Source organism: Neisseria sp., assembly GCF_030527965.1.
Taxonomy (GTDB): Bacteria; Pseudomonadota; Gammaproteobacteria; order Burkholderiales; family Neisseriaceae; genus Neisseria.
In genome coordinates, this window is sequence record NZ_JAUMZU010000001.1 from 86241 (window position 1) to 103472 (window position 17232).

The 17232-nt window shown below is 48.2% G+C and carries 19 protein-coding genes; 10 read left to right on the forward strand and 9 right to left on the reverse strand.

Translation table 11 applies throughout. From position 1 onward, the window contains the following. Positions 1-67: 67 nt before the first annotated feature. Both Q4A84_RS00400 and Q4A84_RS00405 read right to left on the reverse strand, forming a co-directional pair. On the reverse strand, positions 68-853 hold the full coding sequence (locus Q4A84_RS00400; protein ID WP_303086949.1) for a glycosyltransferase family 2 protein: 786 nt from the start codon (positions 851-853) through the stop codon (positions 68-70). A 22-nt stretch (positions 854-875) separates the two neighbouring features. Next, positions 876-1829 carry a nucleoside hydrolase gene (locus Q4A84_RS00405; RefSeq protein WP_303086950.1) on the reverse strand — a complete coding sequence of 318 codons (954 nt, stop codon included), beginning with the start codon at positions 1827-1829 and terminating at the stop codon, positions 876-878. A 102-nt stretch (positions 1830-1931) separates the two neighbouring features. On the opposite strand from Q4A84_RS00405, the gene Q4A84_RS00410 reads away from it, so the two are divergent. Both Q4A84_RS00410 and Q4A84_RS00415 read left to right on the forward strand, forming a co-directional pair. Continuing rightward, positions 1932-2903, forward strand: coding sequence for a tRNA-dihydrouridine synthase (locus Q4A84_RS00410; RefSeq protein ID WP_303086951.1), 972 nt, complete (start codon positions 1932-1934; stop codon positions 2901-2903). A gap of 53 nt (positions 2904-2956) precedes the next feature. Next, positions 2957-5350 (forward strand): family 20 glycosylhydrolase, encoded by a 2394-nt coding sequence (locus tag Q4A84_RS00415; RefSeq protein WP_303086952.1) that lies wholly within the window; start codon positions 2957-2959, stop codon positions 5348-5350. A gap of 55 nt (positions 5351-5405) precedes the next feature. On the opposite strand, the gene Q4A84_RS00420 is transcribed toward Q4A84_RS00415, so the two are convergent. Beyond that, positions 5406-5570: a hypothetical protein gene (locus tag Q4A84_RS00420; RefSeq protein WP_303086953.1), complete on the reverse strand. Its 165-nt coding sequence runs from the start codon at positions 5568-5570 to the stop codon at positions 5406-5408. Position 5571: 1 nt separating this feature from the next. Between Q4A84_RS00420 and cls the strand changes: the two genes are divergently transcribed. After that, a complete protein-coding gene (gene cls, locus Q4A84_RS00425; RefSeq protein ID WP_303086954.1) occupies positions 5572-7053 on the forward strand; it encodes a cardiolipin synthase in 1482 nt (493 codons plus the stop codon). Between the two features lie 9 nt (positions 7054-7062). Here the strand turns inward: cls and arfA are convergent, their stop codons facing one another. From arfA to Q4A84_RS00445, 4 genes are all read right to left on the reverse strand, one after another. After that, the gene (arfA, locus tag Q4A84_RS00430) at positions 7063-7245 is read right to left on the reverse strand and encodes an alternative ribosome rescue factor ArfA (protein WP_303086955.1); all 183 of its coding nucleotides are present in this window, start codon (positions 7243-7245) and stop codon (positions 7063-7065) included. 160 nt (positions 7246-7405) lie between these two features. Beyond that, positions 7406-8176 carry a hypothetical protein gene (locus Q4A84_RS00435; RefSeq protein ID WP_303086956.1) on the reverse strand — a complete coding sequence of 257 codons (771 nt, stop codon included), beginning with the start codon at positions 8174-8176 and terminating at the stop codon, positions 7406-7408. Next, entirely contained in the window at positions 8176-9477 is a 1302-nt protein-coding gene (locus Q4A84_RS00440; protein ID WP_303086957.1) for an FAD-binding oxidoreductase, read from the reverse strand. The genes Q4A84_RS00435 and Q4A84_RS00440 overlap by 1 nt, the downstream gene beginning before the upstream one ends. Positions 9478-9546: 69 nt before the next feature. Beyond that, complete coding sequence (locus tag Q4A84_RS00445; RefSeq protein ID WP_303086958.1) at positions 9547-9726, reverse strand: hypothetical protein; 180 nt, start codon at positions 9724-9726, stop codon at positions 9547-9549. A 107-nt stretch (positions 9727-9833) separates the two neighbouring features. On the opposite strand from Q4A84_RS00445, the gene Q4A84_RS00450 reads away from it, so the two are divergent. The 4 genes from Q4A84_RS00450 to Q4A84_RS00465 all read left to right on the forward strand — a co-directional run bounded on the left by Q4A84_RS00450 (position 9834) and on the right by Q4A84_RS00465 (position 12535). Then, entirely contained in the window at positions 9834-10973 is a 1140-nt protein-coding gene (locus Q4A84_RS00450; RefSeq protein ID WP_303086959.1) for a homoserine O-acetyltransferase, read from the forward strand. Next, entirely contained in the window at positions 10970-11551 is a 582-nt protein-coding gene (gene metW / locus Q4A84_RS00455; protein ID WP_303086960.1) for a methionine biosynthesis protein MetW, read from the forward strand. Before Q4A84_RS00450 ends, metW begins: the two co-directional genes overlap by 4 nt. Positions 11552-11775: 224 nt before the next feature. Then, positions 11776-12018: a hypothetical protein gene (locus Q4A84_RS00460; RefSeq protein ID WP_303086961.1), complete on the forward strand. Its 243-nt coding sequence runs from the start codon at positions 11776-11778 to the stop codon at positions 12016-12018. A gap of 232 nt (positions 12019-12250) precedes the next feature. Beyond that, on the forward strand, positions 12251-12535 hold the full coding sequence (locus tag Q4A84_RS00465; protein WP_303086962.1) for a hypothetical protein: 285 nt from the start codon (positions 12251-12253) through the stop codon (positions 12533-12535). Between the two features lie 243 nt (positions 12536-12778). Here the strand turns inward: Q4A84_RS00465 and Q4A84_RS00470 are convergent, their stop codons facing one another. After that, the gene (locus Q4A84_RS00470; RefSeq protein ID WP_303086963.1) at positions 12779-13420 is read right to left on the reverse strand and encodes a hypothetical protein; all 642 of its coding nucleotides are present in this window, start codon (positions 13418-13420) and stop codon (positions 12779-12781) included. Between the two features lie 113 nt (positions 13421-13533). Here Q4A84_RS00470 and Q4A84_RS00475 point away from each other — a divergent pair, with 113 nt between their 5' ends. Beyond that, positions 13534-13884, forward strand: coding sequence for an arsenate reductase (locus Q4A84_RS00475; protein WP_303086964.1), 351 nt, complete (start codon positions 13534-13536; stop codon positions 13882-13884). Between the two features lie 104 nt (positions 13885-13988). Here Q4A84_RS00475 and prmB read toward each other — a convergent pair whose 3' ends face one another. Further along, on the reverse strand, positions 13989-14891 hold the full coding sequence (prmB, locus tag Q4A84_RS00480) for a 50S ribosomal protein L3 N(5)-glutamine methyltransferase (protein ID WP_303086965.1): 903 nt from the start codon (positions 14889-14891) through the stop codon (positions 13989-13991). A 169-nt stretch (positions 14892-15060) separates the two neighbouring features. Between prmB and Q4A84_RS00485 the strand changes: the two genes are divergently transcribed. Then, positions 15061-15957 (forward strand): ABC transporter ATP-binding protein, encoded by an 897-nt coding sequence (locus Q4A84_RS00485; RefSeq protein ID WP_303086966.1) that lies wholly within the window; start codon positions 15061-15063, stop codon positions 15955-15957. Next, positions 15954-17204, forward strand: a complete 1251-nt coding sequence (locus tag Q4A84_RS00490) for an ABC transporter permease (RefSeq protein ID WP_303086967.1) — start codon at positions 15954-15956, stop codon at positions 17202-17204. The genes Q4A84_RS00485 and Q4A84_RS00490 overlap by 4 nt, the downstream gene beginning before the upstream one ends. Positions 17205-17232 lie beyond the last annotated feature (28 nt).

Genomic DNA, 17232 nt, shown 5'->3' on the forward strand with positions numbered 1-17232 from the left:
CCTGTCTGAAAATTTTCAGACAGGCTTTTTTTCATGATTTGGTAAAAAATAGTGGCAGGTTTATTCATTATTTATTTTTCGACATCAACCACAATGCAGCATACTTGTTGAATGCGGATTGGGCGGATAACACGGATAACAAAAATCCGTGTTTACCATCCAGAAAGCCGGCTTTCAGAAAATACATTTTGACAAAACTGCTTAATCCATGAGAGATGGCTTGGGCTAACGTGGCGCTTTGGTTTTGAGATAATCGCTGCTCGGCCCAAATTTTACTGTAAAGGTTTTGTTTGGCGAGAAATTGCTCTAATGTGGCGTAGGTGTAGTGCAGGGCATCGCCGTTGAGTTTGGTGATGCGGGCACCTGATGGTATCAGCACTTTTTCATGGATTAAGTCGTCGCTGTAACGGGCGTGCCGAGTGGGATAGAGGCGTACTACCCAATCAGGATACCAACCGCAATGGCGGATGAATGCCCCGAAGGTATTGCTTAATCGGTTAAATTCAAACAATGTTTTTCCATCTGCAGGCGTGTTTTTCAATGCAGCTTGAATGCTTTCGCATAATTCGGGGGTAAGGCGCTCGTCGGCATCAAGCCAGAGTGTCCATTCGGTATCGATATACTGATGGGCGCGATTGCGTTGCGGGCCGAATCCGGGCCAGTCGGCATGAGTATAGAAGCGTGCGTTGAAACGGGCGGCAATGCTTGCCGTTTCGTCGCTGCTGCCTGAATCGATAATGATAATTTGATCGGTCAGGCTTTTTATGCTGTTCAGACAGGCTTCGAGGTTATTCGCTTCGTTTTTGGTAATCAGGGCAACGGTTAGGCCGGGTTGTAAAACGCATTCGGTCATAATGAATTTCTATATGGAAAACTTAAGGAAGTTGGCTGATGGATTCTGCTAATTCTCGAAACATGGTTTCCGCATCGACTTCTGTTATCCAATAGGCGTTTTTCGCTTTCCCCGTCGTACCCCACCAGTCGACAACGCATGCACCCATGGTGAGCTCGCTGCCGGTTTCTACCTCAACATGGCATTCTCGGCCGCTGAATAATTCGGGAAAAACAGCACAGGCAATGGCGCAAGGATCGTGCAGAGGGCCGCCTTCAGTGCCGAATTTTTGAATGTCGTAGCGCTCGTAACTTTGCAATATGCCTGCCAGACGGGGGCCGTTTTGGTTATTTTGACGCCTTAAAACATCCATTCTCGGTGTGGTGATGCAGGCTTTATGTGTTACATCAAGCGGCAGAATGGTAATCGGCGCACCGCTCTGCAACACGATTTGAGCGGCATGAGGGTCGCAGTAAAAATTGAATTCGGCCGCAGGCGTGATGTTGCCGGCTTCGAAGTAATTTCCGCCCATCAGCACAATACGCTTAATGGCTCGTATGCATTCGGGAGCTGCGGTCAAAACTTGTGCGATGTTGGTTAACGGGCCGATGGGGCAGATAACAATGCTTGCGTCTTCCGCGGTGCGCAAAGTATGGATGAGGTAATCTATCGCAGATTGTTTTTGCAGAGGGCACTCGGGCGAATGTCGTTCCACTCCGTTCAGGCCCGTGTTACCGTGCACTTCTTCTGCGGTAACTAGTTTTCTCAATAAAGGCTTGGCTGCACCCGCATAAACCGGAAAATCGTTTTGCCCCGCCCAATCGCAGATAATGCGGGCGTTTTCGGAGGTGTAGTCGATATTGACATTGCCGGCTACGGCGGTAATAGACATAAAGTCAACCAATCCTCGTTTGGCCAGACCGTGAGCCATCAAAATGGCTGCGGCATCGTCTTGGCCGGGGTCTGTATCAATAATCAGGCGGATTTTTTCTGTCATAACCGTAGCTTTCGATAGCAAATTCTGCGAGGTTTCAGAGTGTAACCCAGTCAAGATAACGATACAATACGCATTTCTTTTTTCAGACAGGCATTCTTGTTTATGCGCTTGGTTTTAGCTCCCATGCAGGGTTTGACAGATGATGTGATGCGCGATTTATTAACGCGAATCGGTGGATTTGACGAATGTGTAAGCGAATTCGTGCGCATCACGCATACGGTGCATTCCCGTGCGACTTGGTTTCGTTATGCACCGGAAATGGCTAACGGCAACAAAACTTTCGCGGGAACGCCCTGTACGGTTCAGCTTCTGGGCAGCGATGCCGAAAATATGGCGGTAAACGCATTGGGAGCGGTTCGTTTCGGAGCCGATAAAATCGATTTGAATTTCGGCTGCCCTGCGCCGACGGTCAACAAGCATCAAGGCGGTGCGGTTTTGTTGAAAGAGCCGGAGCGGGTTTTGCATATCGTAAAAACGTTGCGCGATGCCTTGCCCGAGCATATTCCGCTAACGGCCAAAATGCGTTTGGGTTTTGAAGACAAAACATTGGCCTTGGAAAACGCCTGCGCCATTGCAGAGGGCGGCGCATGCGCATTAACCGTGCATGCGCGCACTAAAGTAGAAGGCTATGAACCGCCGGCACACTGGGCCTGGGTTAGGAAAATTGCCGAAGCCATCGAAATTCCCGTTACAGCAAACGGCGATGTATTTACGCTGGAAGATTATATCGGCATCAAAAAAGAAAGCGGTTGCGATAGTGTGATGCTGGGTAGGGGCGCAGTGATGGTACCTGATTTGGCGCGGCAGATTAAGCGGTATGAAAACGGTGAACCAACCGAAGCCATGACATTTGCGGAAGTGATAGATTGGATTTTATTGTTTGTAGATTTATGCGTGAAAAAAGAAGGCGAAAATAAATATCCCGTTGCAAGATTGAAACAATGGCTGGGTATGATGAAGAAAGCATATTTTGATGCAAATGAGTTATTTGATGCTGTTCGGTCTGAAAAAGAGATAAACGGTATTAAAGCAATTTTATATCATTTTCAATTGAAGCTAAAAAACACTTTATAATCATAATAAATTTTAAAAGTTCATTTTAATATCACATCACAAGGGGAACAAAAATGAAAACTCAGCATCTTACCCTAGGTCTAGAAATCGGATTACAAGATCTCATACATATGCAAGAAATCATTAAACAATCACAAGAAATTTTCGTAGCAGACAAAGAAAATAACAGCCTGGTTGCTGAAGAATTGAATACGGAAGAGCCGTTGGCTTTAGAAGAACAAAATGCGTTTCAGATTTTTCCTGAAAATTGGGTGGCCTTAGACGATAAGGAGCAGCCGGCTCAGAATAGCATGGGTTATACCCATTTGGCCGAGAATACTTTTGTTGATGTAACCGACGTAAAAACCGCTTCGGATGCAACGGCTGCCGAAGAAGTAGAACCGGTTGCGGCTGAGGGTTCGAGCAAAATGCCTTGGATTCTAGGCGGCGCAGGGCTATTGCTGGCCGGTGTGGCCGCAGCGGCGGCAGGCGGCGGTTCCGGTGGTGGAGATTCGAATTCTTCCGCTCAATCATCAGCAGGGCAAACTAAAAATAATACGGCCGGCGCTAACTCGAATAGTCAAACTGGAGACAGCCAAAGTAGAGAAGAGGAAAACAAAGGCTCTTCAACGGCCAATCAAACCGCAAACAACAATACTTCCGCTTCTTCCAGCCAGACTGATGCCAACCAGAGCGCATCAACAACGGATAATCAAACAACCACCAATAACACAGAGCAGACCACCGATTCGCAAAACCAAGCGGCAAAGAATACCGATGCTGCTCAAACAACGGATACAGCCGCTTCAACTGATACGGCAAAGCAAAACACAAATACTAATAGCGCTTCTTCCCAATCTACCGAAACATCGGGTCAAAGCACCAGTTCGAATACAGCGTCGCAAAATTCTACGGAGACGAAGAATACGGATTCAAGCCAGAATAGCAAGGCATCTGATTCTGCCGCCAGCAACACCACAACCACCGATAATACGGCCGCCAAAGATACTGGGTCATCAAGCACGGGTTCGACGGCCACCAAGCAATCTAATGCCGATTCAAGCGCTTCCACGTCTGATAATACGTCTAATACGTCGGCAAACCAGAATACTTCATCCGACGCCACCAGCAAGCAAAGCGGCTTGACGCTGGATATTGCCAAGCATTTTTATTCTGCCGATGTGATTAAAAAATACATCGATACCATCAGCAAGGCGGGCGGTAATTTTCTGCAACTGCATTTGTCTGATGATGATAACTATGCTTTTGAGAGCACGGTGCTCAATCAGCGCGTGGAAAATGCCACGCTGAATGCCGACGGCACCTATACCAATCCGGTATCCGGCAAACAATTCTTGAGCTACACACAAATTGCCGATGTGGTTTCCTATGCCAAGGCCAAAGGGGTGGAACTGATTCCCGAAGTGGATACGCCCAACCATATGGATGCCATATTCACCTTGTTGGAGCAATATAAGGGGGCGGATTATGTGAAAAGCATTAAATCCGAAGTGGTGAATGATGAAGTTAAGATTACCGACAGCACGGCCATCAGCTTTGTGAAAAGCCTGTATAGCGAAGTGATCGGCTTGATGGATGGTAACAGCAAGCATTTCCATATCGGCGGTGATGAATTCGGCTACAGCGCTTCGAATAATCACGAATTCATCACTTATGCCAATACAATGTCGGAATTTCTGGCCAATCAGGGTTTGACTACCCGTATGTGGAACGACGGATTGCTGAAAACCAGTTTGTCGTCGTTAAACACCAATATTGAAATCACTTATTGGAGCTACGACGGCAATCCTACCGATGCGGCCACCGCAAGCGAACGGCGTGCCGAACGCGCCAGTATGCAAGATTTGCTTGACGACGGATTCGATGTTTTGAATTACAACTGGTATTACCTCTATTTCGTTCCTAAAGACGGGGTAACCAACGCCGAAAGCGGTGCACATATGGCCAGCGATATTCAAACCAAATGGGATTTAAGCGTTTGGGACGGCACCACCACCACCAATAAAGTTTCGGATACCGGCCATGTTATCGGCTCTTCCTTAACCATCTGGGGGGAAAATGCCGGCAACCTGACCGACGACAAGATTTACGAATGGAGTGCCAACGGTTTGTCTGCTTTAATCAGCAAAACGCATGCCGAGTCGGTGGATAAAAGCACCTTGACTAAAGTAACGGTGGAAATAAATGAATCGACACCGGCCAACAAGGTTGTGGATTTGGATGATTCGGCTTCTGAGCTGGTTTCCCTTTCTGCTACCGATGATTTTCTATCCAGCGGCAATGCGTTCGTATGGTTGAACGGCGGCACCGATGATATGGTGACTTTGTCGTCGGGCTGGACGGCAAGCGGAGCCAGCGAATTGAAAGGCGATGTCAGCTATTCGCTTTATAAAAACGGTCAAAACCATTTGTATGTTGATACGGATATTGCGGTGCAGATTGTTTGACCTGCTACACGCATAAACAAAGCCTGTCTGAAAAATCGTTCAGACAGGCATTTGTTTATGCTTCAAAGCCATGATTATCAAGCCTGTCTGAAAGCCCGAGCGTCATCAGTGTTCCGTTGGTCGGCTTTAACTTGCCGTTATTTGTGTTCAGACAGGCATTGGTTTCGGGTGTGTTAAACTCAAAATTCAGATATGTTCCAAGCCATTTCAAAAGGATCAATATGGTGATTTCTTGGACTCAGATATTGGTTTTCCTACACAGTATCGCCGCACTGGCCTGCATGGTGCGCGTGCTCTACAAGCAACGCAATACAGGCACGGCATTTGCCTGGCTGATTATCTTGTTTTTATTTCCGCTTTTTGGCGTGATTGCTTATATGCTGGTGGGCGAGCCGCGGCTGGGCATGGCACGGGCTAAACGCTCTGAAGAAATGAACCGTTTTTACAGCCGATTTGTAGAAAACCATATGGCGGATGCCGATATGGAAGTTACTGATTCGATAAGCCGCCGTTATCAAGGCATTGCACAGGTAGCAGCCGACACCACCGGTTTGGGCGTAACCAAAAACAACGCCATCAAGCTGCTTTCCACTACCGATGAAATCGTGGATGCAATGTTGGCCGACATTCGCGCGGCACAACAATCCTGCCTGTTGGCATTTTATATTATCGAGCCGCAGGGCAAAATCGAGGCCTTACTCAACGCGGTGATTGACGCTTCCCAACGCGGTTTGAATTGTGTCATTCTCGCCGATGCGGTGGGCAGCGCATCGTTTTTCCATAGCACATGGCCGGACAAATTGAAAATTGCCGGCGTGGAAGTGCGGATGGCGTTACCGGTCGGCCCTTTGCGCACTTTATTTACCCGCAGCGATCTGCGCAACCATCGAAAAATTCTGCTGGTCGATAAAAAAATCGGCTATACCGGCAGCTTCAATCTGGTTGATCCGCGTTTTTTCAAACAAGGTTCGGGCGTGGGCGAATGGGTGGACGTGATGATGCGCTGCACAGGGCCGATGGTGTTGGAAATGTTGGCCGTGTTTTATGCGGATGTGGCGGTGGAAGACGACGAAAGCCTGTCTGAAGTACAAAAATACCTGACCGACAGTTCCGGCATTATTACCGGTTTGTTGCCGCAGAAAAGGCAGGCGGGCAAAATTATGGCTCAGGTTATCCCTTCTGCGCCGGATCAGGCGCAACGGGTAATTTACGATACCATCGTCAGCATTATCTATGCGGCGACCCGGAAAATTGTGATTACGACGCCTTATTTTGTTCCCGACGATCCCTTGCTGACAGCGCTAACCGTGGCGGCTAAACGCGGCGTAGACGTTACGCTGGTGCTTCCGGCCAAAGTCGATTCGCTGATGGTTCGTTATGCTTCGCAGGCGTATTACCCCATGTTGATGAAAGCGGGTGTTAAAATCGCTCTGTTTGAAGGCGGATTGCTGCATGCCAAAACACTTACCGTAGACAGCCGTTATACTTTGTTTGGCACGGTCAACATGGATATGCGCAGTTTCTTTCTGAATTTGGAAATCAGCCTGGCTATTTATGATGAGAGTGTTACTGAAGAAGTTGCCGCTTTGCAGCAACGTTATTTGGATAATAGCCGCTATGTTACCGTCAGTGCTTGGCAGCAACGCAGCAAATGGTGGAGTTTGGTTGAAAACGGCGTCAGATTGCTTGCGCCTTTGTTGTAGCTTGGCGTGCTATATAAAAAAATCAGGTTTTTTGTATTCACACAAAAAACCTGATTTTTTTCCTTTCCGGCTGTAAGCGCCTTTGCCTTTTTTCGGCTTATGCGTTTTAGGTTGGAATAAATTGGATTTGACCAATGCTTTTAAGGCATTATCTTGGATTTTGCCTTTATTGATTTCTACTTTTCGAGCCATGATTTTCCTTTAAGTTTTTCCAGCAATGCCTGTTTGAAAAAGGTTCAGACAGGCATTGCCGTTGGAATCGGCATTATATGTAAAAAACGTTTGCTCGGCAAAAAGGCGGGGCTAAAAAAGAAAACGGATAAGTAAGAAGCGGCAAAAACGATACGTTTTATTACCGGTCGGCCTGATAAAGCAATTCCGCCATAGCCGATAGGCGGCGCGTGTCGTTGCCCAGCCATTGTGCTTTTAGTTTGCGCAACCATAAAGCGGAGCGGTAGTTGCGGCGCAACCCGCTTTGCAGCGGGGCAGGCAGGCTTCGAAAATGGGCTTGCCAAATTGCAACTGCAGGTGCCAGATTTCCAGAGCGTTCGAGCCAGGTGGCGGCCGATTGCAGATAACACAGGTAATCGCGGCATTGGCATTGTATGAGCGGCATATATTGGGCAGGATCATCTTCAAAATCGATGAAAGCAATGCCGCCGCCGTTTTCCTGTCGGATCATATTGCGTATAAAAGCCTGACTAAGATATTGCCCCGCATGATGTACCGCGGCGATGGCACGCAAACCTTCTGCAAATGCGTTAAGCTGGGACGATACTTTTTCTATTTCGTGCATGAAACCGTGTTCGCCGACGCTGCTGAACATAATGGCGTCATCCGTTTGCGCCAGAAGAATGGGTACGGGTACGCCGGCGGCACTCAATTCGCGCAGTCGCCTTGCTTCGGTAACCAGCGCCTCTTTCCCGCCAAGATTCGGTACGGGTTGCAAGGCGCCGAGACGGAAGATTTTGCTGAGCATGCCCAACAGAGCATAGCGCCATTGTGGCACGGTTTTGCCGGTTTTGCGCACCCAAACGGTTTCGCCGTTTTCTAAAATGTAGCGGGCAATGGTTTCGGTTTGTTCAGACAGGCATTGAGCCAATTGGTTTTGGTAGTCGGGCATCAGAACAGGTCTTTGATTTGGTGGAAAGCCGAAGCGGCTGCAAGGGCCGGTTTGCGCAACCACGGGCCGCCGGGGATATCCCGATGGAGGAGTTTTTCAAATTGTTGCAGGCGGGCGGGGTTGCCTAAAATCGCTTCGGCAACAGCCAAGCCCGCAATGCCGCTGAGCGCAACGCCGTGGCCGGAAAAGCCCTGCATAAAATAAATATTGCTGGGCAGTTGGCCGAAATTGGGAGCGAGGTTGGCGGAAACGTCGCATTCGCCGCCCCAAGCATAATCGATACGGGCATTTTCCAATTGGGGGAAAACCTTTAACATGTTTTTTCGTAGCGTGCGGATAATGTGCTTTTGGCTGCGAGGGAAACTGCTGTCTTTTCCGCCGAAAAGCAACCTGCCGTCGGCGCTGAGGCGGAAGTAATCAAGGATGTAGCAGTTGTCGCAGACGGCCATGTTGTTGCGTATCAATTCTTTTGCCTGCTGACCTAAAGGTTCCGTAGCGATGATGAAGCTGCCGACCGGGATGATTTTTCGGTCGACTTTGTGTAGGGCGGTGGCGCTGATTTCGCCGATGCGGCTGTTTACCGCCACAATAAGATGTTTACAATGAATATCGGCGGCAGGCGTGCTGACGATAAACCCTTTTTGCAGTCGTTGTATGCCGTTGCACGGAGTGTCTTCGTAGATTTTCAATCCGGCGGAAACAGCGGCATCGGCTAAGCCGAGCGTATACTTGAGCGGATTCAGATGGCCTGATTTCGGGTCGAACAGGGCGCCGATGTAGTGCTCGCTGGCAAGGGCTTGTTGTAGACGGGTTTTATTCCACAATTCATAATGCGTATAGCCGTAGCGCTTGGCGGCACGGTCGTGCCAGCTAACCAGCTCTTTGAAATGATGAGGGCGGATGGCAGCGGTGGCATAGCCGTATTGCCAATCGCAATCGATTTGAAATTGGTTGATTCTCTGCTCAACCAATGCCACCGCGTCCAAGGATTGCTGCCAAAACCATTGCGCTTGCGGCAGACCAACTTGTTTTTCGATTTCAATCATGCCACAGGCATAGTCGCTGATCACTTGTCCGCCGTTGCGGCCGGATGCGCCCGAGCCGATGCGACCTGCTTCAATCATTACTACTTCACGTCCGTGCTCAACCAAAGGCAGTGCCGCGCCCAAGCCAGCCAAGCCGCCGCCGATAATGCAGATTTCTACATTCATAGATGCTTGCAAAGAAGGGCGCGCGGGTGGAAGGGCGATGCTGGAAGTGTAATAAGAATCAGGGTGATGGAAAGGCTCGGTTTGCGGCATAGTGAGAAAATGGGGGTTGGTAGTGGGCTTTATTGTATCGCGTAATGAGAAAGAGGCAAAATTCTGTATTTAGGCAATGCCCAGCCAGAGATGCATAACGAATGCCAGAGTAAAAACGATGAGCACAACCCAGGCAATGATGCGTACTTTTTCATTCAGGGCACGTTTCTGCCGTTTGCCGAGCAGCCGTTTGGCGAGCAATGTGGCGAAACCAACCAGTAAAATAATCCGCAGAATCCGCCCGACCATGATGATGCCTGTCTGAAAAATGAAACCATGCCTGTCTTGAATCCCTCAATGCACAAAACCGGCGCAAGCCGTTATAATAACGGTTTTCCGAAAAATATGCCCACCTTATGAATAAAGCCGACAGCGTCGGGTTGGTCAGCCCGCAGAAAATTCCGTTCGAATCGCCTTTGCTTTTGCAAAACGGCCAGACCTTGCCCCGCTTTGATTTGATGGTGGAAACTTACGGCAAGCTCAACGAAGATAAAAGCAATGCCGTGCTGGTATGTCATGCCTTATCAGGCAACCATCATGTGGCGGGCTACCATAGTGAACATGATAAAGCGCCCGGCTGGTGGGATAATATGGTCGGCCCCGGCAAGCCGATAGATACTGAAAAATTTTTCGTTGTCGGGCTAAACAATCTGGGCGGCTGCCACGGCAGCACCGGCCCTTTGAGCATAAACCCGGAAACACAAGATGCTTACGGCGCCGATTTTCCGGTGGTTACGGTCAAAGATTGGGTGCAAAGCCAAGCCGCTTTGGCCGATCATTTCGGCATAAAGCAATGGGCGGCGATTGTGGGCGGCAGCTTGGGCGGCATGCAGGCTCTGCAATGGTCGATTGATTTTCCCGACCGGGTAAGACATGCTTTGGTGATTGCATCGGCCACCCGCCTATCGGCGCAAAATATTGCGTTTAACGATGTCGCCCGACAAGCCATCATTACCGATCCTGATTTCCACGACGGGCATTACATGCGCCACAACACCATTCCACGCCGCGGCTTACGCATCGCCCGCATGATGGGGCACATCACTTATCTGGCGGAAAAAGGCTTGGGGAAAAAATTCGGGCGTACTATGCGCACCGATGGCTATCAGTATGGGTATGGGGTTGAGTTTGAAATCGAATCTTATCTGCGCTATCAAGGCGATAAATTCGCCGAGCGCTTCGACGGCAATACATACCTGCGCATGACCAAAGCGCTTGATTATTTCGCTCCGGCCGCAGAGCATGGCAATGATTTGTTGGCCGCTTTGAAAAACGTTCAAGCCAAGTTTTTCGTGGCAAGTTTCAGCACCGACTGGCGTTTCGCCCCTACGCGCTCACGGGCGTTGGTTAAATATCTGGTTAGGGCGGGTAAAGATGTTCAATATATCGAAGTGGAATCTCACCATGGGCATGATGCTTTTCTGATGACCGACGAGCCTTATATTCGTGCCATGCGCGCCTATATGGCTAATATTTATAAGGAGTTGCAGGCATGAATCTGCGCGACGACTTACAATTGATTTACGATTGGGTGCCCGAGCGCAGCCATGTGCTGGATTTGGGCTGCGGAAAAGGCGAATTGCTGTCGGCTCTGGTGAGTAACAAACAATGCAGCGGCTACGGAGTGGAAATCGATACCGAAGGCGTGCTTGCTTCAATGGAGCGAGGCATTAATGTTATCCAAGCCGATTTGGAGCAAGGCCTGCAGGATTTTGACGATGATAGTTTCGACGTGCTGGTATTGAGCCAAACCATCCAAGCCATGCAAAATACAGAAAACATTCTGCGCGATTTAACCCGTGTAGCAAAGCAAGCGATTGTTTCTTTTCCTAATTTCGGCTATTGGCGCAACCGCGTACAACTCGGCTTGACCGGCCATATGCCGGTATCCGAGCGCATGCCTTACCAGTGGTATAACACTCCGAATATTCATTTCTGCACACTAATTGATTTTGAGCTGCTGTGCACGAAAAACGGCATCCGCATTCTTGAACGAGCCGTGATGACCGGAGGGAAAAGAGTCAATACCTTGCCCAACCTACTAGGCAGCCTTGCATTCTATCGCGTCGGCTGATTGAGATGAAATAAGGGAAGCCTGTCTGAAACACAGTTTTCAGACAGGCTTTATTTGGTTTTAATGTCCTTTTCGGATAATTGTTTAAAGCATGGTAAAAAGAAAGTAATTTTTTAATGATGGGATTTTCGCAAAGCTTTGCAGGCTGCGGGATTTATTGGCATAATGCTTCGGGTCTGGATAGGCGGATTTTACCCTTGTCTAAATTAATCGGAGACATATAAATGATGAAAAATCTATTGATTGCCGCAACCTTGTTAACTCTTGCTGCATGCTCTAACACTTGGCACGGAGCTAAAGAAGACAGCCAAAGTCTGAAAGATCGTGGAGAACAAAGCTTGGAACGCGGAGGCGAAGCAGTTGAAAAAGGTTGGGACAAAACCAAAGATTTAGGGCGTACCGCCGTGGATAAAACCGGCCGTGCCTTAGAAAAAAGCGGCCAATATCTGCAAGAAAAGGCAGAATAAACGCTTTATCCAATTAATCGGTTTCAATCAAAAGCCTGTCTGAAAATATTTAAGACAGGTTTTTTATAATCATTTGATTTTTAAATAAGAGCAATGTCTGCACAACCAGTCTGTTTGAAGGGCTAGCCTAGTTTTCCACGAAGTTGATTGAAGAATACGGAACAGAGTGTAAAGTAACTGCATAAGATGAATATTAGCTTAGGCTATATAAATAATAAATAGAGGTAATATTATGATAACTGTTGAGATAGTTAATACCATTTTTGGTCTTGTGGCTCTTGCCAACTCTGTTTTGGCCGGTATTATTCTTATTTTAAAAATGATGATTGGTAAATATTTAACAGAATATGAAAAGTTGACAGGATATCATGAGGGCTTTGACAGATTAGTAAGAGAGAAAAATCGAACAGCTCTAATAATGAATATGTTCATTAAGTTATGGATGGTAACGATGTTGATTATGGGAGCATATGCATTGTTTTACAAACCAGTGGTTGAATCAATTCAAGCGGGATGAATGTAAATAGGATTTATAAATAAAATTATATAAAGTAGCAAATTATATTGATGGTGCGGATTTTTAAAATAGGAAAACTCAGACTTTTAATAAAGCACAATTATTTTAATGATATTATCAACCATATCTTTGTTCATTTTTCTGCGCCTACCTAAAAGAGGAATAATCAAAAACCGCGAAAAATCCGAGATAAAAAAGGTGCTGCCAAATGGGAAGCACCTTTTTCTATTGATTTTTAAAATTTTAATGCAGCTCACGAATATCGTGCCAACCATTGTTGGTTTTGACCATGGTGGCGGTGTATTCTTGCGGTTCGGTCAGCTGTTTCTCAAAGTTTTCATTCGATTTCAGCAGTTTTTTCATCCATTTTTCCGGTACCAATTCTGCTTGGTAGGATACTTTTGATACGGTCATGCCGTTTGACGGGGTCGGCTCGGTAAACCAGTTGATTTTTTTCACTTTCAGGCTGCCTGTGCATACCACCGGGCCTTGAGAATTGAAACGCAACATAGCGGCGCCTTTTTCGGTAAGCTGATAGCTTACGGTTTTTATTTCGGTGTCGCCTTGCTCTACGGATTTTTTATCTGCTTTGCGATAAATGCCTGCGTCGGTCAGAATTTCCATTTGTTCCATGGCTTCTTTATTAATGCGTTTACCTTCTGAATTGCGGTCGGCAATAGACAGTTTAGGCTCGCCGACGAGGTTGTTACGCACCGGCTGGCCGGCAACATCTAAAATGGCGAGCGGCAGAGGCGTACATACGCCTTGCTCGGCGGCAAAGCTTTCGATGCCGTCTTTCAGGGCGGATTCGCTCGCTTGGTTTTCGTTGCCCGAGCAGGCAGCGAGCAAAAACACGGGTAGGGCGGCTAAAAGGGTTTTTTTCATGCATTTCTCCGGAAAATTTTTCAATTCAGGCGTAAGAATAGTTTTTTTGGCCGCTTTCGACAAGGTTTTTTGCTACAATCGATTTTTTGTAAACACATATTTAAAGATATTTTATGACCATATTATACGGTATTCCAAACTGCGATACAGTCAAAAAAGCCCGTGTTTGGCTGGCTGACAAGGGTATTGCTTTTGAATTTGTCGATTTCAAAAAACAGCCGCCGCAAGAAGCATTAATCCGGCAATGGTTGACACAGATTCCATTGGAAACCTTGTTGAACAAGCGGGGAACGACTTGGCGCAAGCTAAACCCTGAAGAGCAGGCTGCAGCGGCCAATCCGGATGATGCCGTTCGCTTGATGGCTGAGCAACCGAGTGTTATCAAACGGCCGGTTTTGTCGCATGAGGGTCGGTTTTACTGCGGATTTTCTGCTGATTCGTATCAGGCGGTTTTTAAGGATTAAGCATCTGGCATGCTGAATAATGCCTGTCTGAAAACCATCAAACCGGATGTTAAGCCGGGGAAGGGTTTTCAGACAAGCATTGATTATGCGGGCCTAATTCTGAATTATTCCTGCTCGCCTAAAAGTTGCTCGCGGGTCAGCAGTAAGACGAAGCCGTCGCCGCCGCTGGTTTCCAGCCAGGTGAACGGCAATTCAGGGTAGGCGCGCTCCAATTCTTCACGGTTGTGGCCGATTTCAACCAGTAAAACGCCTTTGGGATTAAGATAACGGGCGGCTTGCTGCAAGATTTGCCGAGTGGCGTCGAGCCCGTCGATGCCGCTGCCGAGCGCGAGCTCAGGCTCGTGCAAATACTCTTCGGGCAGGCTCTCAACCGATTCGGCATCGACATAGGGCGGGTTGGAAACGATTAAATCGTAGGTAGTATCGAGCCCTTCGAATAAATCGGTATGAATCAGGTTGATGCGCTCTTCCAGCCCGTAGCTTTCTACGTTTATGGCGGCTACCTCAAGGGCATCCAAGCTCAGGTCAACCGCATCAATGGCGGCATCGGGATAATAATGAGCCATTTGTATGGCGAGGCAGCCGCTGCCCGTGCATAAATCGAGTGCGCTGTGTACCAGCTCGTCATATTCGATCCATGGGCGCAGCCGGTCGCCTAAAAGTTCGTAAATAAAAGAGCGCGGCACGATAACTCGTTCGTCAACATAAAAATCAAATTCTCCCTGCCATGCTTGGTTGGTTAAATAAGCCACGGGCAAACGCTCTTTAACGCGCCGTTCGATAAGTTGCAAGACTTGTTCTTTTTCAGTTGGCAGCAATGCGGCGTCAAGATAGGGTTTCAACGTGTCTAGCGGCAGGTTGAGCGTATGCAAAATCAAATAAGCAGCCTCATCGTGCGCATTGTCGCTGCCGTGGCCGAAATAAAGACCGGCTTCGTTGAAACGGCTAACGGCAAAACGCAATAGGTCGCGCAAAGTGTTTAGATGGCGGGCGGCTTCTTTAAACATGGGTTGGTTCTCTGATATTAAGAAAAAGATTCGAGCGGATTATACAACAGCTCGGGTGTGCCGATGCCTGTCTGAAAATATTCAGACAGGCATTTTCGATGATAAACAGGGTTTTCGGCTATACTTCAGTGTCTTAATCTATTTGCTTATCAGGCGTTTTATATTCATTATGATTCAAATCCAATCGTTATCCCATCGCTATTCAGGTGCGGATTCTGCTGCGCTGGAAGACGTTTCGCTGAGTATTCGCCCCGGAGAATGCTGGGGGCTGCTCGGGCATAACGGCGCTGGTAAAACAACCTTGATGTCGTTGTTGGCCGGTTTGCAGGAAGTGCAACAAGGGCAGATTTTGTTTGACGGAACCGCCATCGGCAAATTGCCGCGCGCCAAGCGTCAGAAAATCGGTTTGGTTCCGCAGGATTTTGCGTTTTACCCTCAGCTGAGCGTATGGGATAACCTGTTGTTTTTTGCTTCTCTTTATCACGAGCGTGATAAAGACTATTTGCAATCTTTGCTAGAACAGGCCGGATTAACCGAATACCGCAACCGTATGGCGCGCCAGCTTTCAGGCGGCCTGAAACGCCGCCTGAATTTCGCTATCGGTTTGGTCAACCGGCCGGAATTGGTTTTTTTAGATGAAATCACCGTCGGCATCGACCCTCAATCGCGCCGCTTCATTCTGGAAAACGTTGCCGCGTTAACCCGTTCGGGTATTACAGTGGTCTATACTTCGCATTATCTGCCGGAAATCGAGCAACTTTGCAGCCATCTTGCTTTATTGAATCAAGGGAAATTGGTTTATCAGGGCGGCTTGGCCGATTTGCTGCAAACGCAGGCGCCGAGCGTACGCTTCGTTACCGAGCCGCCGTTGCCGGATTGCGATTTACAAAGCTTGCAAGCCAAGCATATCGGTAATGGGATGTGGGAGGTACCGGCCACGGCGCAAAGCGCGGCCGAGTTATATCAACGCTTGCAAAAAAGCGGTGTGGAAATCCGCTATTTCCAACAAGGCTGCGCTTCGTTGGAAAGCTTTTATCTCGATTTTTTAAGGCGGACAGCAACATGATAGGCGCATCATTAATCAAAGAATTGAAACTGTTACGGCGCGATTTGCATGGTTTGGCCGTATTGTTCATCATGCCGATAGCTTTTATGCTGATCATGTCTATGGCGCTGAGCCGAGGCGACGATCCGCATATCAACAGCCGCGTCGCTTTGGTGGGCGCTACCGAAAATCCGGTTAATCCGAGTTTCGCCAAAGCCTTGCGGGCAGAGAAAATCGATTTGACAAGCCTGTCTGAAAAGCAATTGGCCGAAGCGAAAAACAACTTGCACCAAGGGCGTTATCAATTAGTGGTTTTCAACCCCAATCCGGCCGAGCAAAATCTGGCAGACGAGCAGCCGTTGCAGTTGATTGTTCCTCCCGATACCGATCCGGCTTGGCTTTCTGCCGTTAAAGGCGTTTTGCAAAAGCATTACACCGAAATCCGGCTAAACCATTATTTTGACGGGCTGGGTAACGTAGAAATCCAAGAGGGCAAACTGCCCAATTCCATCAAAAAGAAAATCCAGAAAACAGTAAATAAAGAAAACGGCAAGCGATTCGACGCTGTAACGGATTATTTGAAAAAAAACCTGTTTAGCGAGCATTACCTTGCTCAAAACGGTGCAGTGGCCAAACCGAATGCCGTGCAGCATAGTGTTCCCGCTTGGCTGATTTTCGGTATGTTTTTCATCATGATACCGCTTTCCAACGTGATGGCGCTGGAGCGACAAACCAATACGATTACTCGCCTTCGGCTCGCGCGTGCGCCGGCCAGCGTATTGATAGCAGCCAAACTGCTGCCTTATTTTCTGATTAACCAATTACAGTTTGTCGGCATGCTGTTGCTGGGGCGTTATCTGCTGCCTCATCTGGGCGTGCCCGCACTGGAATTAACGGGCGCATGGTGGCCTTATGCCGCGCTTGCCGTTGCCGTTAGCGCGGCAGCGTTGGGCTATGCCTTATTAATCAGCGTATCGGCAAAAAGCACCGAGCATGCGGTGGTGCTTGGTGGCGGCGGAATTATCCTGATGGCTGCTCTCGGCGGAATTATGGTGCCCGATTACGTGATGCCCGAAACGATGCAGCAGCTAACCTGGATCTCCCCGATGGCTTGGGGGCTGAAAGCCTTTCAAGCCTTATTGCTGCGGCAGAGCGGAATAGCCAGCATCACATTTTATCTGCAATTATTGGCCGCTTTCTCCACCATCTGCATCGTCTTGGCTTTAGTGATTTACCGCAGGCAATTAAAAACGCAGGTGCGGTTTTGATTGGTCAGTTTATAATCAGGCTGTCTGA